Annotated in this window: 20 protein-coding genes; 7 read left to right on the forward strand and 13 right to left on the reverse strand. The window is 34.4% G+C overall.

Annotated features, from left to right (window positions below):
* Positions 1-88: 88 nt before the first annotated feature.
* From B5X62_RS02530 to B5X62_RS02555, 6 genes are all read right to left on the reverse strand, one after another.
* The gene (locus B5X62_RS02530; protein WP_079665950.1) at positions 89-1,348 is read right to left on the reverse strand and encodes an MFS transporter; all 1,260 of its coding nucleotides are present in this window, start codon (positions 1,346-1,348) and stop codon (positions 89-91) included.
* A 109-nt stretch (positions 1,349-1,457) separates the two neighbouring features.
* Positions 1,458-3,080, reverse strand: coding sequence for a SusD/RagB family nutrient-binding outer membrane lipoprotein (locus tag B5X62_RS02535; protein ID WP_079665799.1), 1,623 nt, complete (start codon positions 3,078-3,080; stop codon positions 1,458-1,460).
* 17 nt (positions 3,081-3,097) lie between these two features.
* On the reverse strand, positions 3,098-6,100 hold the full coding sequence (locus B5X62_RS02540) for a SusC/RagA family TonB-linked outer membrane protein (RefSeq protein WP_079665800.1): 3,003 nt from the start codon (positions 6,098-6,100) through the stop codon (positions 3,098-3,100).
* Between the two features lie 316 nt (positions 6,101-6,416).
* Entirely contained in the window at positions 6,417-7,295 is an 879-nt protein-coding gene (locus B5X62_RS02545) for an AraC family transcriptional regulator (RefSeq protein ID WP_079665801.1), read from the reverse strand.
* A 201-nt stretch (positions 7,296-7,496) separates the two neighbouring features.
* Complete coding sequence (locus tag B5X62_RS02550; RefSeq protein WP_079665802.1) at positions 7,497-8,213, reverse strand: 3-ketoacyl-ACP reductase; 717 nt, start codon at positions 8,211-8,213, stop codon at positions 7,497-7,499.
* Between the two features lie 307 nt (positions 8,214-8,520).
* On the reverse strand, positions 8,521-9,219 hold the full coding sequence (locus B5X62_RS02555; RefSeq protein WP_079665803.1) for a glycerophosphodiester phosphodiesterase: 699 nt from the start codon (positions 9,217-9,219) through the stop codon (positions 8,521-8,523).
* A 410-nt stretch (positions 9,220-9,629) separates the two neighbouring features.
* Here B5X62_RS02555 and ligA point away from each other — a divergent pair, with 410 nt between their 5' ends.
* The 3 genes from ligA to chrA are packed head-to-tail and all read left to right on the forward strand — an operon-like array spanning position 9,630 to position 13,557.
* A complete protein-coding gene (gene ligA, locus B5X62_RS02560) occupies positions 9,630-11,636 on the forward strand; it encodes an NAD-dependent DNA ligase LigA (protein ID WP_079665804.1) in 2,007 nt (668 codons plus the stop codon).
* 1 nt (position 11,637) lies between these two features.
* Positions 11,638-12,183 (forward strand): hypothetical protein, encoded by a 546-nt coding sequence (locus tag B5X62_RS02565; RefSeq protein ID WP_079665805.1) that lies wholly within the window; start codon positions 11,638-11,640, stop codon positions 12,181-12,183.
* Positions 12,184-12,231: 48 nt separating this feature from the next.
* Positions 12,232-13,557 (forward strand): chromate efflux transporter, encoded by a 1,326-nt coding sequence (chrA, locus tag B5X62_RS02570; RefSeq protein ID WP_079665806.1) that lies wholly within the window; start codon positions 12,232-12,234, stop codon positions 13,555-13,557.
* 122 nt (positions 13,558-13,679) lie between these two features.
* On the opposite strand, the gene B5X62_RS02575 is transcribed toward chrA, so the two are convergent.
* Positions 13,680-15,017, reverse strand: a complete 1,338-nt coding sequence (locus tag B5X62_RS02575) for a T9SS type A sorting domain-containing protein (RefSeq protein ID WP_079665807.1) — start codon at positions 15,015-15,017, stop codon at positions 13,680-13,682.
* Between the two features lie 366 nt (positions 15,018-15,383).
* Between B5X62_RS02575 and B5X62_RS02580 the strand changes: the two genes are divergently transcribed.
* Positions 15,384-15,809 (forward strand): Fur family transcriptional regulator, encoded by a 426-nt coding sequence (locus tag B5X62_RS02580; protein ID WP_079665808.1) that lies wholly within the window; start codon positions 15,384-15,386, stop codon positions 15,807-15,809.
* 44 nt (positions 15,810-15,853) lie between these two features.
* Positions 15,854-17,854: a heavy metal translocating P-type ATPase gene (locus B5X62_RS02585; protein WP_079665809.1), complete on the forward strand. Its 2,001-nt coding sequence runs from the start codon at positions 15,854-15,856 to the stop codon at positions 17,852-17,854.
* A gap of 85 nt (positions 17,855-17,939) precedes the next feature.
* On the opposite strand, the gene B5X62_RS02590 is transcribed toward B5X62_RS02585, so the two are convergent.
* On the reverse strand, positions 17,940-19,325 hold the full coding sequence (locus B5X62_RS02590) for an NAD(P)-binding domain-containing protein (RefSeq protein WP_079665810.1): 1,386 nt from the start codon (positions 19,323-19,325) through the stop codon (positions 17,940-17,942).
* A 613-nt stretch (positions 19,326-19,938) separates the two neighbouring features.
* Between B5X62_RS02590 and B5X62_RS02595 the strand changes: the two genes are divergently transcribed.
* Both B5X62_RS02595 and B5X62_RS02600 read left to right on the forward strand, forming a co-directional pair.
* A complete protein-coding gene (locus B5X62_RS02595) occupies positions 19,939-20,601 on the forward strand; it encodes an MgtC/SapB family protein (protein WP_079665811.1) in 663 nt (220 codons plus the stop codon).
* Positions 20,602-20,640: 39 nt separating this feature from the next.
* Complete coding sequence (locus B5X62_RS02600; RefSeq protein WP_245797120.1) at positions 20,641-21,000, forward strand: hypothetical protein; 360 nt, start codon at positions 20,641-20,643, stop codon at positions 20,998-21,000.
* 77 nt (positions 21,001-21,077) lie between these two features.
* Here the strand turns inward: B5X62_RS02600 and B5X62_RS02605 are convergent, their stop codons facing one another.
* The 5 genes from B5X62_RS02605 to B5X62_RS02625 all read right to left on the reverse strand — a co-directional run bounded on the left by B5X62_RS02605 (position 21,078) and on the right by B5X62_RS02625 (position 26,933).
* Entirely contained in the window at positions 21,078-22,658 is a 1,581-nt protein-coding gene (locus tag B5X62_RS02605; RefSeq protein ID WP_079665813.1) for an MDR family MFS transporter, read from the reverse strand.
* 8 nt (positions 22,659-22,666) lie between these two features.
* Positions 22,667-23,773, reverse strand: coding sequence for an HlyD family secretion protein (locus tag B5X62_RS02610; RefSeq protein ID WP_079665814.1), 1,107 nt, complete (start codon positions 23,771-23,773; stop codon positions 22,667-22,669).
* A 19-nt stretch (positions 23,774-23,792) separates the two neighbouring features.
* A complete protein-coding gene (locus B5X62_RS02615; protein ID WP_079665815.1) occupies positions 23,793-25,094 on the reverse strand; it encodes a TolC family protein in 1,302 nt (433 codons plus the stop codon).
* A complete protein-coding gene (locus B5X62_RS02620) occupies positions 25,084-25,707 on the reverse strand; it encodes a TetR/AcrR family transcriptional regulator (protein WP_079665816.1) in 624 nt (207 codons plus the stop codon). Before B5X62_RS02620 ends, B5X62_RS02615 begins: the two co-directional genes overlap by 11 nt.
* 101 nt (positions 25,708-25,808) lie before the next feature.
* Entirely contained in the window at positions 25,809-26,933 is a 1,125-nt protein-coding gene (locus tag B5X62_RS02625; protein ID WP_079665951.1) for a DNA polymerase III subunit, read from the reverse strand.
* Positions 26,934-26,939 lie beyond the last annotated feature (6 nt).

Here is a 26,939-nt window from a genome sequence, read left to right on the forward strand (position 1 = left end):
TTAAAACAATTTTAAAAATGAAAATCATTAAGAATGAGTTTAATACTCATTATTTAGTTGTGAAAAATAATTGAAGTTTTTACAAAATCTAATTTTGACTTTCAAGCTTTTCTTCTTGATGTGGAAATGGTACAAACATGGTCACCAAAAATGCTGGAATAGTTGCTACTAATACCCAAATGAAGAACATTTTGTAACCGATAGCATCGCTTATGTAACCGCTAATCATCCCTGGAAGCATAACACCAAAATTCATAATTCCTGTTGCAAAGGCATAATGTGAAGTTTTATGTTCGCCTGGTGCAATCTGTTGCATGATGTAAAGCATTAAACCAACAAATCCGAAACCATATCCGAAATACTCAAATACGACTGCAGCGCCGATGATATAGAGATTTTCAGGAACATAAAACGCCAAAAGTGCATACACAACAAATGGAATATTAAAAGCGCAACATAACCAAATCAATGATTTTTTGAGACCTCTTGCTGATATAAAATGTCCCGCCAAAACAGAGCCTAAAATAAAAGCAATCGATCCGTAAGTCCCATAAATAATACCAATATCCTCTGTCGACAATCCTAGACCTCCTGCTGTTCTTGGTGCTTTGAAAAAGAGTGGCGCGATTTTAATCGCGAAACCTTCTGCAAAACGATAGAAGATTACAAAACCAATACTCCACAAAATCTGAGGTTTTGTGAAAAAAGTTTTAATAATTTTCAGAAGTTCGTCGAGTACATTTTTAAATGATTTTTGATGTGTACTTGCTTGTGGTTTACTTTCTTTAGGTAAAACGAAATAATGATAAATCGCCAAACTGATAAACACCGCCGAACAAATCCCCATGATCATCATCCAAGCATTGGTAACGCCTTTTGACTTTTCTAAAGTCCCAGCTAGATAGACCAAAGCGCCACTTCCGACGATTTTTGCCATATTGTAAAAAGCGCCTTGCCAACCAATATATTTAGCTTGTTCTTTATTGGTTAGAGCATTAATGTAGATTCCGTCAGCTGCGATGTCGTGCGTTGCGCCACAAAAAGCGACAACTGCTAACAAGCCAATACTGTACTTAAAGAAATCGGACATCGGTAGCGTAAAAACCACCAACGCGAATAAAACGCCAATTGATAATTGTGCGGTTATCGCAAAAAATCTTTTGGTTTTATAAATTTCTAAAAAAGGGCTCCACAAAGGTTTGATCGTCCAAAAAAATAAAATAAGCGCTGTCCAAAAAGCAATTTTAGCATCGGTGATTCCCATGTTTTTGTACATGATACCTGCAACCGAGTTAATACTTACGAATGGCATCCCCATTGCGAAATACAAAGTGGGAATCCAGAACATCGGATTTATTTTAGATTTTGAAACTTGCAGTTTTTCCACAATTTATTTAAGTTTAAAAGATGGGCACAAATTACTGTGCCCTATCCAAAGAGAAAATAATAAATATGAATTATTTTTTATCCCACCAAAGTCTAGTACCACCAGTATCTGGACCGTTAAGCATAGATGCTGCTTGTGGGTAATTTAATGTAGACGTTTTCGTATCGTTGGTAAACGGAATTCTTCTCACCATTGCATTGGTATCGATTGTACCACCGCTATCATTTTGTCTAACTTTGAAAAGAATCGGATAACCTGTTCTTCTCTGCTCTGCCCAAGCTTCTGGACCATTAGGATATAACGACAACCATTTTTGAGTAATGATTCTTTCTAGCTTTCTTTCGTTAGAGTCTGCATTATTCCACTTGATAGTAATTGTACTCAATTGAGAATCTCCCTCCAAGACATTGTTTGCAGGATTTTTTGGATCAATATAAGGTTCTTGCGTTGATACGCTATCATTAAGATAAGCAGCAACACCATCTTTACCCCATTCTCCGAAAGATTGTGCAACACCCGTTTCGTAATTGGTTTTTGCATCGCCAGCACCGCTATAACCTCTAAGTGCCGCTTCAGATTTTAAGAACCATGTTTCGGCAGCAGTAAATAGTTTTAATTTACCATCTGTTCCCGAAAAATAATCGCCTGTCGCAGATTTTGCTATTGGTTGCGAAAACCCTCCATAAGTCGTTTTTCCATTTATTAAATCAATACCTGTTCTGATACCTTTGTATTCACCTTCGATACTTTGATCTGTTGCCGGCTTAACATAAGCAGAAAGACGAGGATCAAAATAACCTTGAAGATATGTTACTAAAGGTGCACCTACTAAACAGTCTCCCCAGCTATAAACGATAAAATTCATTTCGTTTTCGCCGATGCTCATCAAAGCATTATCTGCATTACTGTCAATTAAACCTGCTGATGAAATCAAAGCTTCTTCTGCATATTTTCTAGATTTAGCGGGATCTGCATAGCTCATTCTCATTGCAAATCTCAACTTAAGTGAGTTCGCAAGTTTAGCCCACTTTAGCATATCGCCTTTGTAGACTTTGTCAGAAAGTTTTAGAACCGCTTTATCAGATGCATTAACACTTGGTGCAGAAGTTCCTATTTTTTGTAAATCATTGATAGCCGCCGTAAGATCCGCGATAAAATAGTTGTAAGCATCTTCTTGAGAATCAAAATCTGTAACACCATTAGAATTAGGAGTTTCGAATTTACTATAGGCAACAGGTCCATGACTGTCAGCAACCTTCATAGCGGCCATGACTCTTAATATTTTTTTAACAGCTTTAAAGCCTGTAAAATCAAGATCCGAATAATTCTTTCTTATTGCTGTGTCGATATTGATAGATGTATTAAAAATTTCTACCTGATGTTGTACGATTCTATTATTCCAACCGTCCATCATAAAGTAGGTCATATTATTTTTACCTCCATTAAATTGTGTTGCGGTACTAAACATACCACTGTACATATCAGCACTGAGATTTGGATAAAGTTGTGTGTCAGATTTAAAGGTATTTTGCATCGTCTTCATCAAACTAACAATGATACCGTAATCTGCTAAAGCACTTTCTGGTGTAACTGCATTTTCAGAATTAATTTCATCAAAGTTACTCGTACAACCTGTCATAGAAAACAACATCGCTGCGCCTATCATCCATTTTGTAATATTATGTATTTTCATTTTTTGTAATTTTTAAATTAGAAGTTCGCTTTTAAAGATAATCCTAAAGATCTTGTAATTGGGTTACCGAAAGAGTCTACCCCAACACCACCTGGCGTGTTTCCAGATACTTGTTCTGGATCAAATGGTGCTTTTTTGTACAAGAAAAATAAGTTAGATCCAACAAGACTTACTGTAGCATTCTTCATATATTTTGAATTAACATCAAATGTATATGATACTGAAGCCTGACGAAGACGAATATTTGTAGCTTTATAGATATAAGCTTCATCAATACCAGTATTTGGCAATACACCTCCAACCGCTTGATAATAAGTTTTTGCATCGGTTAAACCAGTATACGCAGAACTAGGGTTAGCTGTACCTGGTGCATAAACTGCGTTAGGAATTCTTACGCCGCCAGCATCTCTCGCATCTGCTGAAGCTTGGCTCACACCATATAGATCATTTGCTCTTTCAGTAAGAGATAACACATGTCCTCCAAATTTACCATCAACAAGGAAAGATATTCCTAATTTACCAATATTAAATTCGTTAGCGAAACCAATCATAAATTTAGGGTTTGGATTTCCCAAATAATGAACATCTTTTGTTCTTGTAGGCTTGCCATTTTCATCAACCAAAATCCGACCTTGATCATCTCTTTGGAATTGTGTACCATATATATCTCCAAAAGAACCTCCCAATACTAACTTTGTATAACTTCCACCACCAGCTAAGGACATTTTCCAATCTGAAGGAACACCTAACTCTGAAGGGAATAATTCAATAATCTTGTTTGTATTTGCCGAAGCATTCAAAGTGGTTGTCCAACCAAATTTTTCAGATTTAAAAACTTTATACGATAATGATGATTCGAAACCAGTATTTCTGATTTTTCCAGCATTAATAGTATAGAATCCAGAGACTATTCCTCCGAAGTTACCTGTAAGCTCAATAGGCAAAAGTTGATTGGTTGTATTTGAATTATAGTATGTAAAGTCAAAGCTTAATCTATTTTTTAACATTCTCAATTCTGTACCAACTTCAAGCGTTTTGTTTAGCTCTGGCTTTGGTGACAATATACCATTCCAAGTTTCCTTAGGTACATTACCAGCTGTCGTTGCAATGATAAATCCATTATCTAGACCATAGTTAAATGGCGAACTCGTCATCGAATAAGTATTATTTGGCTGAAGTCCTAACCCAACTGTTGCATAAGAACCTCTAAGCTTCCAAAAATTAATAGCTTCAGGAAGTTTAAAGACGGATGAAAGAATTGTGTTAACACCAATCGATTCGTAATCGTAAGAATAAGAACCTGTACCAGACAATGTCGAATCCCAATCATTTCTGAAAGTCACATCAACATAAAGTAAATTTTTAAATCCGACCGAAGTACTTGCAAAAAAGGATTGAGTCTGTTGCTTTGTACTCGAATAACTATTATGGTTACCGTCTGCTGGAGGTAGTGGTTTTCCATTATCATCTACAGGCCAAGATAAATTACTTTCGAGGAACAAATTTGGATTTACTAAGTGAGAATTATCTAATCGGGTTTTAGTTTTTCTCAATGTATTAATGCTTCCACCGATTGTAAAATCTAATGAAATATCTTCTGTTATTTTTGGATTACCAATTAACAACACATCACCATAGGTAGATGAATTTTCAAAAGTATCTTTTAATAATCGTCCATTATTAGTCCCAGGCATTACATTACCTTCTGCATCCTTATTGGCAGTTATTAACAATGTTGGATCGGAGTATGCATAAATATTACGTTGGCTCTTAGATGTATTCCAATTATAATTACCTCTTGCTCTTGCACTTAACCAAGGATTAATTTGATAAGATAACGAAACTGAAGTATAAACATTTCGATTGTTAGTTGTTACTTTATTTCTATTTAAAATCCAATATGGATTTTGTGTAGCTGGATTTCCTTTAAACTTACCATCGTCACCAATCTCCCACCAATTTTGTCCCGTTAATAATCTGCTAGCATCTGGATACGTATAATTATTTGGTCCATATTGATCAAAATCAACCCCTCTTGGTAACCAATAAAGACTCACTAAAGGAGAAAAAGATGCCCCTGGCGTCTGTCTGTTAATACTATTTTGAAGTGAGCCTAGAAAACTAGCATCCAATGTTAATTTATCATCTAAAAACTTACTAGAATTTCTGAAAGACACATTGTATTGATCAAAATTAGTTAATGGTACAACACCCTTGTTGGTTGTATTACCAATTGAGAAATAGTTAGAAGATTTTTCATTACCAGACTGAAATGATAGGCTATTAACCCAAGTTGCACCTGTTTGCAAAAAATCTTTCAAGTAATCTTTTGATGTACCTTTTGCACCCCAACTTTCGTGAGATTCTCCTGCAGTAGAGCCTGTAGCTGCAGGATCATAAGACAAGTAGCTATGCTGTAATTTTGGTAAGCTATAAGCTCTATCCATAGTTATACTTGTGTTATAGGTAATTGAGCTTTGTCCAGCACGACCTTTTTTAGTCGTGATTAATACAACACCGTTACCACCTGCAGAACCATAAAGTGCAGATGCAGATGCGCCTTTCAAAAAGTTAATACTTTCGATATCATCTGGGTTGATAGAACTCATCACATCTCCACCATCTGGCATCGTAGAAAACTGACTAATATCTGCTGCACTACCAGTGCCATTAAACATCGGAATCCCATCAATAACATACAATGGTGAAGCATTTGCTGTAGATTTATTACCACGCATAATAACCCTAACCGAGCTACCAACACCATTGGTTTTATTAATCTGTACGTTGGATACTTTACCGTTAATGGCATTTAGTAAGTTGGGCGTTTTAACTGCTGTAAGTTCATCACCACCAATTTGTTGTGCAGAATAAGTTAATGACTTAGCTTGTCTTTTGACACCAAGAGCTGTTACAACAACCGCTTCTATGTCTTTAGTCTTTGTAGTATCCGATACTTTCTCCTGTGCATTTGCAACCAAAGAAAAAACGAATAAAATAGGTACAACTGCTTTTCTCATAAGTTTTGTATTATTTATTTGAGAGAATATGGTTTAACAGCTTATAAATTATTTAAGAGAGATGACTATTCAATCTTAAATATTTAAAATTCTGTTAATATTTAATTCATAAAAACAAAACTAATTTTTGTAGTTAATCAGATGTAATACTATTTTATCATAAAACGATATTATTTTTTATACTACCTAGCCTAGTAGTTGGAAATAGGCTTTAAAACGTTGATTTCAAATAGTTAAAAATGAAATCTCAAATCGTTGAAATATTAGAAAAAAAGAGGCTTTGTCTACAAATTGTAGATGCTGTCTATCAAAAAAACTATTCAATTTTCTTAATTCCGGCAAATTGTTCCTTAAAACTGGAAGGCGTTGTATTCTTAACCGACTTAAAAATCTTATTGAAGTTCGCAATATTATTAAAGCCCGCTTCAAAAGCAATTTCAGAAATTGTCATATTGCGCTCCAACATCCAACGCACCGTATAACTCACCCGAATATCATTAAGATAATTAATAAAAGTCTTTCCTGTCCTTTGTTTTATAAAACGGTTAAAGGTCGGGATACTCATGTTAACCAATGCTGCGATATCGTTTAACATAATTTTGGACTTAAAATTTTGATGCACATAATCATGTACAATTTGCATCGTGTCTTTATATGAAAACTTCTCCTGCTCTATGCTATATGAAGATAAAAGCGTGCGGTCTTTAGAATTAGCAAGTTCGTTGAGAATTTTCATAACCTCAACAAAAGAATCGAAACTGTTCATTTTTGATAAAGTCAAAAGCGAATTCTTTAGCTTTTCGGCGGTTTCTTGGGAAAATAAAATTCCTTTAATCGAATCGCGCATCAAATTATTAATCGGTTTAAAAATATTTTTACCCATTAATGCCTGCGAAAAAAAATCTTGGTTAAACTGGATTGTAATCTCGTGCGATCTCTTACTTTTACAATTATGATTTGCCCAACAATGCGGCAGATTGGGTCCAATCAAAACCAACTCTAGGTCATCGATTTCGTCAGAATGATCTCCCACAACTCTTTTATAACCTTTTCCGTGAACGATAAAATTGAGTTCGACTTCGGGATGATAATGGTACGGAAATTCAAAAGATTTATGAATACGATCAAAAACCAAAAAGCTGTCTTCTGACGACAAAGGCGTTATCTCGCGCAATATATTTTCTAAATGACTCATGATTTCGTTACCACTTCAATTATAATTTCCGTAAATATATACTTAAATTAATAAATTTTTAAATCTGTTTTTTAAATTTTCTCTCGAGTACGAACAAAAAATAACAAATTACTAATAAACAAAAAATATTTGACCATCCGAGTTCCAAAACAAAAGCGCAACCATATTTGGTTGCGCTTTTATTTTATATTGTTGTAAGAGTTACGGATTTGTAGAGAAAATAGAACCATTCGCAATCATTGCTCTGCGGTTCATTTTCAGAATATCTCTAACCCATTCTGCAAAATCTTCTGGTTGAAGAACGGTTTCAGAATTTCCGTCGGTTAATCCACCTTGGATGCTCATATCAGATGCAATGGTACTCGGTGTTAACGTAATCACACGGATGTTATCTTTTCTCCATTCCGCCATCATCGATTGCGAAAGAGAAATCACCGCTGCTTTACTTGCTGCATAAGCTGACATTCCTGCACCACCTTTCAAACCTGCTGTAGAAGCTACATTCACGATATCACCTTGACCTTTTTCTTTTAAAAATGGATAAACCGCTTTCGAAGTATAAAGAACACCAAACAAATTGGTTTTCATCACTTGTTCCCAAACGTCGGTCGACATATCATTGATTTTGCCAAAATCGCCAATTCCAGCATTATTCACCAAAATATCGATGCTTCCTAAATCTGTAACCAAAGTTTTTATTCCGTTATTTACCGCCGCTTCATCATCAATACTAAAAACCGAATAAGTCGCATTAACGCCCAAATTTTTCAGTTCTTCAACTGTATTTTTAAGGTTTTCTTCGTTTCTTCCTGTAATTCCGATATTCACACCTTCATTAGCAAGTGCAATGGCAACAGCTTTTCCTAGTCCTCTTCCACCGCCAGTTACGATTGCATTTTTTCCTTTTAAGCTCGTCATTTTTTTATTTTTTATGATTAAACTTTACATTTTGCAAAGTTACAAAATGAAATTTCGTTTTCTAAAGATTGTATGTGAACTAATTGTTGAGATTATAATATCCTAAATTCACGATTCATTTTAAAGGCAATGCAAAACAAAGAATTTTCTATTTCTTAGATAAACAAAGGCGTTACACTTATCTAAGAAGTATAAATTCGGTTTACTTAAAATAAACGAAGTGGCTTTGTTTATCAAAAGAGATGTAGGCAAGAAACTTTGTTTAGCTTTGCGTTTTACTTTTTTATATTTACAACTAAATTTAATTTCATTCATTTACAAAAACATCAGGCGTATTTGTTGTAATAAAATCAATTCCAGCATCGGAAAGTTTTCTAAAAATTTCAGAATCATTCACTGTCCAAGAATTGGTTTTTAAACCTAAATTTTGAGCTTCGGAAATCCAATTTAGATTTGCTAATAGCAACTCGAAATCATAATCAAAACCATCCAAACCAGCTTCTTTCAATTCTTGTGGATTTAAATCACCATTCAAATAAAACACTATAAAATTAGGTTTCTCTTTTTTAATTGTTTTGCAAATGTTCAAGCTAAAAGAAATAAACTCACGCTGATTTTCTAAATCATATTTTTGAATTAATTCCAAAGCTTTTTTTACCATTAAATATTCTAATTCTTTGGTTTTACAAGGTTTTAATTCTACTATTAACTTACAATTTGATGCTTTTTTTCCTTGAATTAAATAATCTTCCAAAGTCGGAATATTTTCAGCATTTGAAAGTCTTAAATCTTTTAAATCCTCAAAATTAGTTTCGGCAATTTCCAAATCATCAATCCATTCATCATGAAAAACAATAAGTTCTGCATCTTTCGTCATTTGAACATCAAACTCAGAACCGTAAACCTGCAATTCTTGAGCATTTTTTAAAGCTTGAATAGAATTTTCAGAAGTTTCAGGATTGGTTTTCCAAAATCCACGATGCGCAATTATTTGTGTTTTTTTCATGTTTAAAATATAAGAATAAACAAAATTATTTTTTTTACCGCAAAAGAATCAATGAAAACGACAAAAATAATGCTTTTCTTTACCGCAAAAGTTTCAAAAGAAAATCCTAAAAGTTTATGCTAAAATTTAGCAAAAAGCTCTATACAAAGCTTTTTGTACTTTTGAATTGCTTAGAATTTTTGTCTCTTTTGCGGTTAAAAATTTTCTCCACAAAAGCAACAAAAGAAATGAGAAAAGCTAACACCAAAATTTATTGCACAACTTTTTTGCACTTTTGAATTGCTAAAAGCTTTTGTGACTTTTGCGGTTTAATAAAAGCCAAAGCGTCTTTTTGTTTATAAAATCAACAACGAGCTTTTTCGCATTTTCGGGGCAAGTTTTATTATCTTTGTTTTTACAATTTCAAAAAGATGTCCAAGGAGATTCAGCATAAAATAGAGGCTTTGCGCGAAGAGCTTCACCAACACAATTACAATTATTACATTCTTGATGAGCCGAGTATTTCGGATTTCGAATTTGATGTTTTGCTTAAAGAATTGCAAGATTTAGAAGAAAAACATCCCGAATTTACGGATGCCAACTCTCCTACTTTGCGTGTTGGCGGTGGTGTAACGAAGAATTTCCCGACGGTTCAGCATCAATTTAGAATGTATTCTTTGGATAATTCTTACGATTTTGATGATTTAGAAGATTGGGAAAAGCGCATCATCAAAACCATCGAAGAACCTGTGGAATTTGTCGCAGAGCTAAAATACGATGGCGCTTCGATTTCTATTTTGTATGAAAATGGACAACTTTCGCAAGCAGTAACGCGTGGCGATGGATTTCAAGGTGATGAAATCACAAATAATGTACGTACGATTTCGGATATTCCTTTAAAATTAAAAGGTGATTTCCCGAACCGATTTTTTATTCGAGGTGAAATTTATTTAACCCGAAAAAACTTTGATAAACTCAATAAAATTCGTGAAGAAGAAGGTCTCGATCCGTTTATGAATCCACGAAACACAGCAAGTGGAAGTTTGAAAATGCAAGATTCTGCAGAAGTTAGAAAACGTGGACTTTCGGCAGTTTTGTATCAATATATTGCAGAAGAATTTCCTGCGGAAACGCATTGGGACTTGCTTGCAAAAGCTAAAAATTGGGGTTTCAAAGTTTCGGAAGACCAAGCCAAATTGTGTACGACTTTGGATGATGTCAAAAATTTTATCAATTATTGGGATACAGAACGTCACAATTTGCCTTTTGAAATCGATGGAATTGTCATTAAAGTCAATTCTTTAAAACATCAGCGACAATTGGGTTACACGGCAAAATCTCCTCGTTGGGCGATGGCGTATAAATTCAAAGCGGAGAAAGTGGAAACCGAATTGCAGAGCATTTCTTACCAAGTTGGAAGAACGGGAGCTGTAACGCCAGTTGCAAATTTGAAGCCTGTTTTGCTCGCTGGAACCATTGTAAAGCGCGCTTCTTTGCACAATGAAGACATCATAAAAAAACTCGATTTACACGAAAACGATTTTGTTTTTGTAGAAAAAGGAGGCGAAATTATCCCGAAAATTGTTGGCGTTAACACTGAAAAACGTACGATTGAAAGCGAGGAAATAAAATACATCACGAATTGTCCAGAATGTGGATCCGAGTTGGTGAAAATTGAAGACCAAGCGATTCATTTTTGTCCAAATGATTTGCATTGTCCGCCGCAAGTTGTGGGAAGAATGATACATTATGTTTCTCGAAAAGCTTTAAACATCGAGAATCTCGGTAGCGAAACCATTGAGCAATTGTACCGCGAAAAATTAATTGAAAACCCAGCAGATTTTTACACTTTGACCAAAGAACAATTGCTGCCTTTGGAAAGAATGGCAGAAAAATCGGCTCAAAATATCATTGACGGCGTTGAAAAGTCAAAGCAAATTCCATTTGAAAAAGTATTGTACGGAATTGGCATCAAACACGTTGGTGAAACGGTTGCCAAAAAATTGGTGAAGAATTTTGCAACAATTGAGGATTTGAAAAATGCAACTACCGAAGAATTAACTCAGGTTGAAGATATCGGTGGGAAAATCGCAGTGAGCATCGTAGAATTTTTCCAAAATCAAGAAAATCTTTTAATGATTGAACGTTTAAAAAACTATGGCGTTCAACTCGAAAAAGGCGAAAGCACCAATGAAGTTTTGAGTACGGTTTTAGAAAATAAAACCTTTCTTTTCACTGGGAAATTGTCTTTATTTACAAGAGAACAAGCCGAAGAAATGGTAGAAAAACACGGCGGAAAAAATATTTCTGCAGTTTCTAAAAACCTTAATTATTTGGTGGTTGGTGAAAAAGCAGGAAGCAAACTGAAAAAAGCCCAAGACATTGGAACGATTGTCATTTTGGATGAACAACAGTTTTTGGATTTGATTAATTCATAGAATGATTGCATTATTCGGGCTGGATACCAAAAAAAGCATTGAGAAGAAACGCTTAGTTTATGACGAAAATGGTTTCGATATTTTTGATCGTTATTTCATTTTCTTCCTATCTTCAATTATCATCTTTGGTTTTTCAATGATACTTTATCGCAAGAATGTTCCTTTAAAGAATTTGGGGTTTGAATACTACTTATTAATAGTTGGAATTCTTTTCTGTATTTACCTTGGCTATCGGAAAGCCACCGAAAAGAATCTTTATGTGCAAAAAAGTGATTACTCCAACGATCATACAAAAACTTTAATTCGAGATTTCTGTAAAAATCGAGGCTTGACGGAACATTTTGTATATAAAGAATTAATTATTTTCACCGAACCATTGATGATGTCATTTAATTCGGAAAGTGAAGTTTCATATGTTTTCATCGTTGAAAACTCAGTCGCCTATTTTGCAGTTTTAAAGAAAGGTGATCGCGCAAATTTCCCCACTTTAACAACTCATCTATTTTTGAAAAGTGATATGCGGAAATTACTTAGCAAAAAACTTTGAAAAACCTATAATTATCCGTATTTTAGACCATATTTGTACTACTAATAAATGACGGATATTCCACAAAATAAAATCGAAAAACCTTCCTTTTGGGAGGCTTTTTGGTTTTGGTTCAAATTGGGTTGGATTAGTTTTGGCGGAACGACAGGGCATATCACGATTATGCATGACTTTTTGGTCGAGAAAAAGAAATGGGTTAGCGATTCCAAATTTTTTCATATTTTGAATGCTTGTATGATTTTACCAGGACCAGAAGCTCACCAAACTGCCATCTACATCGGTTGGAAATTGCATGGCATAAAAGGCGGAATTATTTCTGGATTATTTTTCATTTTGCCATCCACGCTCATTTTGTTGGCGCTCAGTATTATTTATGCAATTTATGGCAATCATCCGTTTTTGATTTCATTGTTTGACGCTTTGAAACCCGCGGTTTTGGCGATTATTTTGTTCGCCACTTATAAAGTTGCAAAAAAATCACTGCTTTCGTTGGTTCATATTTTTGTCGCCTTTGCAGCATTCATTTTATCATTTTTTGTGGGCGTTCCCATGCCTTGGATTATTTTGGGAATTATTGTTTTGGGGATATTAATTCAAATATTCAATCCAAAAATTTTAAACCTAAAGAAGCCAACAGAAGAAAATTTAAAAAACGAAGAAAATTTTTATATCAACAGTTTACAGAAGAATCCGAAAATATCGATTAAGAAGTTACTTTTACAATTTTCAGTTTTTGTTGTGATATGGATTATTCCATTTTTAATGCTGATTTGTTTTAGCAATGATGGAGGATTTTTCACCAGTTTTTCATTACTGTTTACAAAAGCTGCATTTTTCACGATTGGTGGTTCTTACACGGTGATTCCGTATGTTGCGAATTTGGTTACACAAAAACTTCATTGGTTAACGAATACCCAAATGGTTGACGGTTTTGCACTCGCCGAAACCACGCCAGGGCCGTTAGTAATTGTCTTGGCTTATGTTGGTTTTATGGCAGCTTTTAACCACAGTGAACATTCTTTATTGATCGGAAGTATTGGTCTGTTGGCAGCCGCATATTTTACCTTTTTGCCCAATTTTATGTTAATCTTTTTGGGCGGACCATTTATTGAAAAATGGCAGAAAAACTCGACTATACAGGCGGTTCTGTCTTTGGTTACTGCAGGCGTTGTTGGCGTTATTGCGAATCTCGCATTTTATTTGGGCGAAAATATTTTGTTCCATAACGCAAATTTCAATTTTGAAAATATCCATTGGATAAGTCTTATTTGGGTTGGCGTTTGTCTTTTGCTTTTAACGAGATTCAAGATTAATATGATTTATGTAATTCTGTTGAGCATTGGTTTTGGAATCATCCGAATCTTTTTGATTTGAAATGATTTTTGCTAAAATCAATTGTTAGTAAAAGTTTTATCTATACTATTTAAAAAAATGAAAAGTCTGGAAAATATTCCAGACTTTTCTAAACCAAATTTAAACTAATATAAAAAAACGTTTTACTTTTTAATAAAGCTCTTCGATTGTTCTTTTCCATCAACTGTAACTTTCAAAATGTAAGTACCTTTGCTAAGTTGCGATACATCAATCGAGTTATTTCCTAATTTTAATTCATTTTTAAAAATAACCTTTCCACTCATATCGTATATCTCATACTTTGATAATTTTGCAGCGGTGTCCACTTTCAAAATATCTTGCACTGGGTTAGGATAAATCTTTACTTCAGCTGCTTTAGTTGTAGCTGATGCGGTTGCTAGGAAACTGTCTGGTAATGTAACCTTAAAAGCAACATTGCCCGCAGAAGTAACCCCAACACCTACAATGTGTTTTCCATTTGCAGACATCTTTAGAGGCACTGCCAAACGCATACCTAGATCGTCAAAACCTAATTCTTTAACGAATTCATTAAGGTTTTTAAATCCTGTTTTTTCTGTCCAAATAAAAGCTTTTCCATCTCCAGGATTAGGTTGATTCGAGCTTTTATAATATCCTAAAATGATGCTTCCATCAATATTAGTTGCAGTCGATAAACCTGTAAAAGTTGAAGTTGCGTTAGGATCAACAATATCAATCATACCAGTTTCTTCGCTCCATTTCATTGCGTAGATTCCGTGCTTACCTAAAACCCATTTTCCGTCACGAGATACAGCTTGTAAAGCGGGTACCGATTTGTTATTAGAATCTGTAAGGATAGTCTGTACGCCATCTTTCCAAAGAGATCCAGATCTGTTACCCGTCATATTATCCTGATATCCTACCATAACTCGACCATCATCGCTTACACCATATACAGCAAAATACTTTGTAGGAAAAATTGATTCCACTGTTTGAATGTCATCATTACCTTTTTTCCAAAATATTCCTCTACTGTAAGAGTAAGTCTTTGTTGCTCCTAAACCTACAATAATATCAGCATCTGGCGTAATACCATAAGGGACAGTTAGACCTGTGTTATAATCTGTACTTTTAGAACTTAAAAAATCCCAAGTATTATCTTCACGATTATAGATTGCTATCTGATTCATCCCACCAGGTTTGTCAGCTGAATGCATTACTGCTCTTTTACCATCTCTAGTAATATGCACAGCACCAGATGTAAAGTCACCAGAACCCGCCAATTGCCCAACAGGTTGTACACCAGTCTCTTCTGTCCATATATAATTCGTCTTTTGAGTATTAAGACCAATAACCTTACCGTCATCAGAAACACCATTTGCAAACGGTACATTACTAGCAGAGGTAGATGGCGCACCAATCATATAAACTTGTGCATGCATTGGCAAAGAGAATAGACCTGCAAGCAACAACATTTTAATAGATAAATTTTTCGTTTTCATTATTAATATTTAATTTATAATTGTTTGTTTTTTTGTTCAATAAAAAAGTACACCTTTGGAGTTTCTACTTTCTTTTTGGTGAAACTAAATTATAAAACAACGGTATAAATATAATAGTCAAAAAGACGATGTTGTAATAGACAAGCAATAGACAAAGTGTACAATATTCTGATTTACAATAATTTAAAAATACTAATTAAAACTAACAATTCGAAAACATCGTTAGTTTTTGTAAGCAGTTTTGGGTATAAAAACATACTTTTTGATTTTTTGACAAAAGACTTTTATGAAAATTTAGATTATATTTTAACTTGTAAATACACTAAAAACAATTTATTGTATATTTAAAATTAAATCTGATCTTAAATGGAGGTTCAAGAAATAGAAAAAATCCTCGAAAACAAAAACATCCCGATTACGCCAATGCGACAATTGGTGTTGTCGGAGTTTTTGAAAACCAATCATTCTATTTCGTTGGCTGAACTGGAAGAAATCTTGGAAACCGCCGATAGAAGCACGATTTACAGAACTCTAAAAACCTTTGAAAAGAAAGGTTTAATTCACAGTATTCAGGAAAATAATACCACGCAATATCTGTTTTGTCACGACCATTGCGACGAGGATAATCACCATGATTATCATTTGCATTTTTTCTGTACAGAATGTAAAAACACGGTTTGTTTAGAAAATATCAATTTTCAGAATGTAGATTTTCCAAAAGATTATTTAATTAAAGAATTAAAATTCGTGGCCAACGGCGTTTGTAAGACTTGTTTGTTAACAATGCAATAGTGTTGCATATACTTTGTTCCTAAATTTGTTTTAAATAAAAAATTATGGAACATTGCTGCTCAACGGACAATCGTCCTAAAAATAAACCTCAAAATCACGATTCACACGAACATAATCACGATGACAATCATGAGCATGGACACTCGCATGACCACGACCATGACCACGATTCCGACAAATCGACTTTTCAATTATTTTTGCCCGCGATTATTTCGTTGGTGTTGTTACTTGGCGGTTTAGGATTAGATTTTCTTGTAAAACCAGATTGGTTTTCAGAGTGGATTCGGTTGATTTTTTACTTAATTGCTTATATTCCTGTTGGTTTTCCAGTCATTAAAGAAGCCATTGAAAGTATCAGATATGGGGATTTTTTCTCCGAATTTTTCTTGATGTCGATTGCAACAATTGGTGCTTTTGCGATTGGCGAGTACCCAGAAGGTGTTGCGGTGATGCTATTTTATGCGGTTGGCGAAGCTTTTCAAGGAATGGCGGTTTCCCGAGCGAAATTAAATATTAAAACCTTACTCGACCAAAGACCTGATGAAGTAACCATTTTAGAAGAAAATCAAGCAAAAACAATTAAAGCCGAAGAAGCAAAAATTGGTCAAATTATTCAATTGAAACCTGGCGAAAAGTTAGCTTTGGACGGCGAATTGCTTTCTGAAAAAGGTTCTTTTAATACGGCGGCTTTAACGGGAGAAAGTAAACCCGATGGCAAACAAAAAGGCGATGCTGTTTATGCTGGAATGATTAATTTAAATTCGGTTTCTGAGGTTTTAATTAAAACAGAATTTAAGGATTCTAAACTTTCCAAAATTTTGGAAATGGTGCAAAATGCGACTTCTCAAAAAGCAAAAACAGAACTTTTCATCCGAAAATTTGCGAAAATTTATACACCAATTGTTACATTTTTGGCTTTGGGAATTTTCCTACTACCCTACTTTTTTGTAGAAACTTACGATTACAAAGATTGGTTGTACCGAGCTTGTATTTTCTTGGTGGTTTCGTGTCCGTGTGCTTTGGTTATCAGTATTCCGTTGGGATATTTTGGAGGGATTGGAGCTGGAAGTAAAAACGGAATTTTATTCAAAGGAAGCAGTTTCCTTGATATTTTATCAGACATTAAAAATGTGGTGATGGACAAAACGGGAACACTTACAGAAGGTGTTTTCCAAGTAAAAGACGTTAATATTTCTAATGATTTTAATAAAGATGAAATTTTAAAATTATTAAACTTTATCGAAAGTAAATCTACGCACCCAATTGCGACTGCGATTCATGAATATGTTGGTGAAATCGACCATAATTTAAAAATGGAAAACATCGAAGAGATTGCTGGTCATGGTTTGAAGGGAAAAATCGACGGAAAAGATTTTCTTGCAGGGAATTTTAAACTGATGGATAAATTTGGAATTCAACACAATGTTGACCATTCGCAATTTGTAGAAACCTTGATTGCTATTGCGTTGGACGGCAAATTTGCGGGATATATCACCATTTCAGATAAAATAAAAGAAGATGCTTCAAAAGCGATTTCGGAACTTAAAAGTTTAGGCATCAAAACAACGATGTTGAGCGGCGACAAATCTGCGGTTGTAAAGTCTGTTGCCGAAAAATTCTCTATTGATAATGCTTTTGGAGACCTTTTACCCGAAGATAAAGTGAACAAAGTGAAAGAAATAAAAACTCGTGGCGAAAGTGTTGCTTTTGTCGGCGATGGCGTTAATGACGCTCCAGTTGTCGCTTTGAGTGATGTCGGAATTGCAATGGGCGGTTTGGGAAGTGATGCAACGATAGAAACTGCCGATGTGGTGATTCAGGATGATAAACCTTCCAAAATTCCTATGGCAGTAAGAATTGGAAAAGAAACTAAGAAAATTGTCTGGCAAAATATTATTCTTGCGTTTGTAGTGAAAGCAGTAGTTTTAATTTTGGGTACAGGAGGATTAGCGACGATGTGGGAAGCCGTTTTTGCTGATGTTGGCGTGGCTTTGTTAGCGATTTTGAATGCCGTGAGAATTCAGAATATGAAGTTTAATGTTTAAACAAAATCATGTTCTAAAATAATTTTTAAAAGATAAAATTTAATATTAAAAAAAGTCGGCTAGAAAACTAACCGACTTTTTTATTTTAGTAATAATTTACTTTGCTTAATTCTTTTTCGTCAACCGGTGTTTCATCAAGATAGCGTTCTAAACTATCATCCATCTCCTTCATCCAAGGTGTATGATGTATATTTGCTTCTGTACCATCAACTACTGAAGTATATATTTTATCACGATAATTGAGGATATTTTCTTCCTTATCTTTTAACCAACTTTTGAACATTTCGGCTACTTTATCTAAATTCAAAAAAGGATAATCTGTGTAAGAAAGAATATCTTTAATATAATCTGTTTGAAAATCAACATGATCTTCACCCGTTTCTGTGGCTAATTCTTCGGCTTTCCATAAATTAATATCGTCTGTTCGAAGTTTTAGTTCTGGTAAATTTATTCGGCCTAACATATAATCACGAGCAAACCAAGCTTGCGCATCAAACATGTTAAAAGTGTAGTATTGATCTTGCATACCTAAATAGATTAAGCGTTCGTTATTGTTAAAAATTACTCCTTTATACAGTTGATCGGGATACAAACAGTTTTTAGTTTTCAACCTTAATTCATCTGGTAAAAAAGGCAATTTATGTTGATAGCCTGTACAAAAAATAACCGCATCGTAATCCTCGGTTGTACCATCTTTAAAATAGGCTGTGTTATTTTCAAAATGGGTAACTAATGGTTTTTCTTTAATTTCTTTTGGCCATTTGGTATCAATTGGATTACTTCTGTACGAAATAGTAATCGATTTTGCACCATGTTTGTAGCATTGTACCGCAATATCTTCCGCTGAATAACTACTACCAATCAATAATATATTTTTATCAATAAATTGATCTGCACCTCTAAAGTCGTGTGCGTGCATCACAGCGCCAGGAAAGTTTTCGATTCCTTTAAAGTAAGGCAAATTCGGGGTAGAAAAATGGCCAGTCCCAACTACCAAATAATCAAAATATTCTTCAAAAGTTTCATTATTAACCAAGTCATCAAAAATCACTCGGAATTGCTTTTTATCATATAAATAATCAACCCAACGAGCCACAGTATTGAATTTAATAAAATCTCGAGCTTTACTTTTTTTAATTCGGCCTTGGATATAGTCAAAAAGTACTTCTCTCGGAGGATACGATGAAATGGATTGTCCGAAATGTTCGGTAAAACTATAATCGGAAAATTCTAGACATTCCTTAGGACCGTTGGACCACAAATATTTGTACATACTGCCATGCAACGGCTCGCCATATTTGCCAACACCCGTTCTCCAAGTGTAATTCCACATACCACCCCAATTGTCTTGCTTTTCATAACATTTAATTTCTGGGATGGGATTACCTTTTTTCTGTTCCGATTCAAATGCTCTTAACATGGCTAGTCCACTAGGACCTGCCCCAATAATTCCAACTTTAAAATTTGTCATATATATGTAAATTATTCCTTTCGTTATTAAACGAAAAGAGGATTAAACTTCCGATAAAATGAATCACTGATTGATTCTAGATACTACTTAAAAGAAGTAGTTTTTATGTGTAATTTTTTGATAGAATATCTATGTATTCCAAAAAAGAGAGACTTCTTATATTAAAGAAATCATTGCGTACACTTGTTAAAGTAGTTCAATATAAGAAAAATTTCCTATAAAAGCAAATTAAGATAGTCTTTTAATAATGATCTGTTAAAAATTGACGTACAAATAAAGACATAATCAAGAAGAGAAATAATATTATATTTTTTAATTTTTAAATCGAAATAAACTTTTTCTAGCAGCAGTTTATCGAGGTATTAAATGAATTAAATAAAACAATATTTCATTTAAAAACCGAAAATGAAGTTATTCTAATTAGCATTTCGCTTAGTGTTGAAATAATTATTGGCATTGGGTGGAATTGCAACGATGTGAGAAGCGATTTTTGCTGATGTTGGTTTTACACTTTTAGTAGTTTTGAATTCGTTGAGAATTCAAAATATGAAGTTCAAAAAATAAAGTTATTTTTTCTATAAAAATCTTAACTTTAATCTTCTAAATTTAATAAATGAATTTCTTTGAAAAGATTAATTTTTTAGAATCAGCGAATGTAGGTGAACATCTAATTCTTGTTTTTGCTTCAATATTAATTGGATTGATTATTGGTGCCGAACGCGAATATCAGAACAAATCTGCAGGACTTAGAACCTTTATTTTAGTAAGTTTTGGTTCTTGCTTATTTACTATTTTAAGTATCGAAATTGGCGTTCAAAATCCTGACCGCTTGGCAGCAAACATTATTACAGGAATTGGATTTTTGGGTGCAGGCGTTATTTTTAAAGATGATAACAAAATTGGTGGAATAACAACCGCAACAACCATTTGGGCAACTGCATCACTAGGAATGGCAGTCGGTTCTGGACATTTGTATTTAGGTTTTTGGGGAACTTTTTTGGTAATGATAATCTTGAGACTGCTCGTTTATCTTCAAAATTTCATTGATAATTATAACAAAATTCGAGATTACAGAATCAATACCAATTCTTTAGAAAATTTTGAATACTGTAAAAAACTTTTTGAAGATTGCAATTTAAAATACAGCATGATTAAGCAACAATATTCTCAAGAAAATATTAGTACTACTTGGCGTATTCGTGGGAAAACAGAGCAACACCAACTTTTAGTAAAGGAAATGATAGAGAATGAAAAAATAAACGCATTTCAATATTAATATTATAAAAAAACGATGAAACAACCCACTAAACAAAACATGGAAAACATTTGGCTAAAAGAACCCGAAGATCATGATTTTCCTGCTGCTCAAGATTATTTAGAACTTATTTATGAACCAACAGAAGCTGCGAAACTTGCTAAAAAATTGAAAGCTGCAAAAACAATAATTAAAAAATCTAAAGATATTTTCCGTGCAAGTGGTTTGCATATTTTACCTGCTGACAACAAGCATATACAAGCTAATATTCAGAAAATTGTTGAAAGAAAAAAACTTTCTCCAATTTTATTGGTTCGAGATAATGGTCGTGTTGTAATTGCTGATGGCTATCATCGTTTATGCTGTAGCTATTATCTTACCGAAGATCTGGATGTGCCTTGTAGATTGGTTTCGAGGTAAAAATTTTCATCTATAAAAATAAAAAACTCCGTCAAGATGTGACAGAGTTTTTCATTAATGATATACTTACAAAAATTTTAATGCATTGCTTCGCTAAGGTCGATTTTTTCGCCACCTTTTTTATTTCTAACCAATAACACAAACGGAATACAAACCAAGAATGCTATCCCTAAATATAAAAACACATCCATATACGATAAAACGGTTGCTTGTTTGGTCACCGAAAAATCTAGAATTTTATAGGCAGATTGTAAAGCTACATCTGGCGACATACCTTTTGCCATAAAACTGGCTTTTAATCCTGTAATTCTTTGTTGCACATCCAAATCGTTAACATCAAGTTTTTCTACTAAATTACTTCGATATTGCATACTTCTATTGGCGATAAAAGTGGTAATTGCTGCAATCCCAAAAGATCCGCCCAACTGTCGCATCATCCCAGTAAATGCTGCACCTTGTCCGATTTCGGGACCTTTCAAAGTACTTAATGACAAAGATGTAATTGGGATAAATAATAATCCGAGACCACAACCGCGAACAATCAACATCCAGAAAAACGCATCTTTTCCTGTATCTGGCGTCAAAATCTTGTAACCCCAAAAACTATAAACGAAAAAGATAAATAAACCTAAAGCTACCAAAACCTGTTGTTTGGCTCCTTTCGTTAAAAGTCGTCCAATAATTGGCATCATAAAAGCTGTTGTTAAAGCAGCAGGAATCATCAATGCGCCAGATTGCAAGGCCGTCCAACCTAAAATACTTTGCGTATAAAGTGGAACGATAAAGGTTGATCCATATAATCCGAATCCTAAAATAAAGGACATAATGGTCCCAACACGGAGATTTCCGTTTTTAAGGACTCGAAGTTCTACAATTGGATATTTAAAAGTTAATTCTCTCCAAATAAACAATATAAAACCAATACCAGCTGTCAATGTACAATATACAATGGCTCTACTTTCGAACCAATCGTCCTCATGTCCTCTTTCCAAAATATATTGCAATGAGCCAACAAAAGCTGCGAGAAGTCCAATCCCAAGCCAGTCGACGTCGGACGCTTTCCGCTTTTCGGCAAATCTTGGACTTTTAACAAACTGAATCGTCAATAAAGTCGCAATAATACCCAACGGAATATTAATGTAAAAAATATACGGCCAACTATAATTATCAACGATATAACCTCCAAGTGGCGGTCCTAAAGTTGGACCAATAATAACTCCAAGACCATAAATGGCTTGTGCCATACTTCGTTTTTCGATGGGATAAGATTCGGTGATAATGGTTTGCGAAGTCACCAATAAAGCGCCGCCGCCAATTCCTTGACAAAGTCTGAAGAATACCAATTCCCAAATATTGGTCGCATTACCACATAAAAATGAAAATATTGTAAAAATGACAATCGAAGCCGCAAAATAATTTCGGCGTCCAAACTGTTGAGATAACCAACTTGTCATTGGTACAATAATCACGTTACCAATAGCATAAGCTGTAATTACCCAACCAACTTCTGACAAAGTTGCACCGAGATTACCTTTCATCTCGTTGAGCGCAACGTTGACAATTGTTGAATCTACGATTTCCAAAAGTGCACAGATAATCGCCGTAATGGTGATAATCGCACGTCGGAAACCATATTCTACTAAAGAATCATCTTGCATTGTCGTGTTTAGCTTTTTAATGAAACGCTAACTTTAACATTCATCCCAGCACGTAGTTTTTCCAAAACTTTAGGATCAGCATGATCAAATGTGATTTTAACTGGTAGACGTTGCACCACTTTCACAAAGTTACCACTCGCATTATCAGGAGGAAGTAATGAAAACGTCGAACCTGTCGCTGGCGAAAAAGAACTAATTACCCCATGGAATTCTTGATCTGGAAAGGCATCGATTTCGATATTAACTTTTTGACCTTCCACCATTTTAGAAAGTTGTGTTTCTTTAAAATTGGCGATTACCCATTTATCATTTTTATTAACTAAACTAAAAATCTGAGAACCAGCTTGTAAGAATTGTCCTTTTTGTGTTGGTACTTTTGATACAAAACCATCTTCTGGCGCAAGAATTACGGTGTAAGAAAGATTAAGTTTTGCATTTTCTACATCGACTTGTCTTTGTTTAACCACAGAATTTGCGATACCAATTTGCTCAGACGTCGCCATCGATTGAGAGCTAACACTTCCCGTCTGTTGTGTTGCCTGGTTTCTTTGTTCAACTAAAACTTGTAATTGTCTATCAGCAGTTTGTTTTGCTGCTAAAGCTTGTTCATATTGTTGTTGTGTAATCGAATGATCTTTAACCAAAGTTGTGTAACGTTTTAGATCTTGATCGGTTTTCCAAACATTAACTTTTGCTGCTTCGATTTGTGCATTGGCTGTTGCAATCGCCGCTCTCGACGTGTTAACATTCTGTGATGCCGCATTAGCACCAGCTTGCGCGCTGCTCACGTTGCTAGATGCAGTTCCTAGTGCAGCTTGTGCTTGTTCCAAAATCATTTTTTGATCACGATTATCCAAAACGACAAGCGTATCTCCTTTTTTCACAAACTGATTGTCTTTAACTTTAATTTCTGCAACGTAACCAGAAATTTTAGAAATAACAGGCGTTACATCTGCAGCAATTTGCGCATCGTCTGTCTCCTCATGCACTTGTGAATACTGATATTCTTTAAGTCCGTAATAACCACCACCAAGAATAACCGCGGCCATAACGATGTATTTAATGGGACTTTTCTTTTTAGGTGTTTCTATTGTTGTATTGTTTGTATCTGACATTGTGTTAAGTATAGTTTTATTAATAGTTTCCTGTTGTTTGTAATAATTTTTTGTGTGCTAAAGTTGCATCAGCTTTAGAATTGATAAGGTTAACTTGCGCCGCTAATTTTGCAGTATCCGCATCTAGCAATTCGGTCATCGTTGCTAAACCATTATCGAATTTATTTTTAGTAATTCTAAAATTTTCGTTGGCTTGTTCGACAGCACGTTGATAAACATCTATTTTTCTGTAAGCCAGTTTTTCGTTCTGAATATCTTTTTTAACATCCAAAGTAATGTGATCATTTAACAATTCAGAAGAAGCCTCCAATTGTTTTTCAACTGCTAAAGATTTACCCAAACTCGAATTCTTTTTCCAAATATTTGCTAGGTTATATTGTACGCCTACACCGAAATTAACTGCATTGGTCACTGTCAAAACCTCCGGAATGTCCGCTGCGACGTAACCTCCAGTTAAAGCAATTGTCGGAAGATTCTCGGCTTTAGCAGCTTTGGTACCGAGCATTGCAGCTTTTTGTTGATATTCTAAAGCCTGCTTGTCTTTTCTATTTTTAAAGGCTTCTGTCAAATAATAATTATCGTCTTGTAGATTTTGATCTTCGATATAATTAGGATCAATCTCGATTTCTGTATTATCTGCCAAACCTAACAACAAATCCATATTGATATTCGCAATGTCGTAATTGTTATGGGCTTCCAATAACTGAACTTCGATATTAGAAGTTTGTAATTGCGCTTTCAAACGGTCGTTACGAGCGATAACGCCATTGTCTTCAAGTTTAATAAACGATTGATCACGCTTTTCTGATGCCGAAAGACTTTCTTCCAAAAGTTTAATCGCCTGCGACGCTTTAAACATGTTATTGTAAGCTTGTGCCACATTATAAGCCACCGAAATTTTATCATTTTCAGAGCTTAATTTTGAAGCTTCTACTAAATATTTTGCGGACTCAATACCATATTTAATTCGACCACCCGCAAAAATTGGATATGATAAATTTGCAGAACCAAACATCACCTGGTTAACCTCAGGACCTGCGCCACCGCCCATACCAGGAAGTTTGATATTAACATTCGGCTTTATCGGCATATACATATAAGTCCCAGAAATTTTAAGATCGGGAAGTTGTCGATTTTTAGCCTCGAGAAGATTAGCAGTCGCTTCTTCAATTTTTGCTTCGTCGATTTTAAGACTTTTACTATTCTTAATACCAAGGTCGATGGCTTCGGAAAGTGTTAAATTCTTTTTTGACTGTGCTTGAAAAAAAATATTACTACTGATGAGTAGTAATATTCCTAAATTAATTCCTTTATTTTTCATTATAACCTAACAGGTATTTTAATACGTTTTTTAAATGTTCGCTTAGTCCTTCGTAGTATACAGCTTCGAAGTTGGCATCGTTTTGAGCACCAGCAAATTCTTTATACATAGGTGTTGCGTTAACGCCAGCAAATAAAGTCCCTGCAATTGTTGAGTGGACATATTCTACTTTTGGAAGTTTTGTGAAAACCCCATTATCGTAACCAGACTTTATTAATTTGGAATAAAACTCTAAAAAATTCATTTTAGACGTTTTTAAAAAATCGATGATGAAAGCGGTTTTGTTGCTTAATTGTTCGCGTTGCATAATCGTGTAAAAAGCACGCAGACGAACCACTCTATTACAAAATTGGTCAATAAGAAGTTCGAACTTTTCCCATTCGTTAAGGTTAGATTTAGAAATAATATCTTTTCCGAAACTCACACTTTCGTTCATTCTGTATTCGAAAATGCGTTCGTAAAGTTTTTCTTTAGAACCAAAATAATACGAAATCATCGAAATATTAACATTCGCTTCCTTACAAATTTCGCGTGTGGAAGTACCGCCAAAGCCATTTTTCGCAAAAAGCTTTTCGGCAGCAAAAAGAATATTTTCTTCCTTAGAGATTTCCATTCACATCAATTTTGCTGCAAATGTAAATTATTTTCAAATAAAATCAAACGATTGATTGAATAAATTTTTATTAAATAAAGATTAAAATTTTTGCGAAAAGCTTAAACAGCCTTTTTATGGATGTGTCGCGTCAATTTGATACCCATATCTGTTAAAACAACTTTGGCGTTGGCATTACGAGAAATATGATAACTGGCGTCCGTCAACTCATCAAGAATCGCTTCGATATTGGCTCCGCTGATATAAGTCGAAAAAGCATCCCAACCAAAACCATTGCTATCCAACTTGCGATATACAAGATTTGGACTTGCATAATTTTGCAACAATGCCAAACGGAAAGTCTCTGTACAGAATTCTAAAAAACGAATTTGTTTATCACGATTCCATGTGCTAATCTCATGCGACCAACGGATGATGGCGCGCAAAACTTCGGGTTTCTTTTTCGCCATAAAAGCATTACGAACCCATTGTATAAACAAAGTCTCGAACTCGTTGGATGATGATCCCGTATCTAAAATCTTTTGAGCGTCATTTAGATTTCCGCGAGCTTGTCCAACTGCCGCTTCAATTTGTGATACATCGGCGTCGGGAAATTTTGATGATAAATAGGTTTTTATATCTGTATCCTCAATTCTTGGGACTTCAACAATTTGACAACGAGAAAGTATCGTCGGTAGAATATTATCAATTTTTTCCGCACACAATATAATATAAGTCTTCTTTGGCGGCTCTTCTAAGAATTTCAGAATTTTGTTAGCGGCTTCTTCATTCATTTTGTCAGCACGCCAAATGATGAGGATTTTGCTACCACCTTCAAAACTTTTTAGTGCAAATTTAGCATGCATATCTTCGGCTTCTTGTGCCGAAATAAAGAATTGTTTCTTTTCTGAATCTAGATAATTGGTCCAATCGTCAAAACTAGAATACGGATTTTTGAGAATCATCTCACGCCATTCTGTAAAATAACGTTTACTAAGCGAAATATTTTTCTCAGTAAAAATTGGAAAACTAAAATGTAAATCGAGATGGTTAAGATGTTCTACTTTTTGAGCTGCAGTTGCATTTTCGCGAGACAAAATCTCTTGAGAAAAAGCCAAAGCCATTGCCAATGTACCGTAACCTTCTTCACCAACAAAAAGCTGTGCGTGCCCTACTCGATTATCTTCAATACTGGATAAAAGAAGATTTTTCAGTTTTTGTTGCCCGATTATGTTTTCCCATTTCATGTCAAC

It is taken from the genome of Soonwooa buanensis (genome assembly GCF_900167905.1).
Lineage (GTDB): Bacteria > Bacteroidota > Bacteroidia > Flavobacteriales > Weeksellaceae > Soonwooa > Soonwooa buanensis.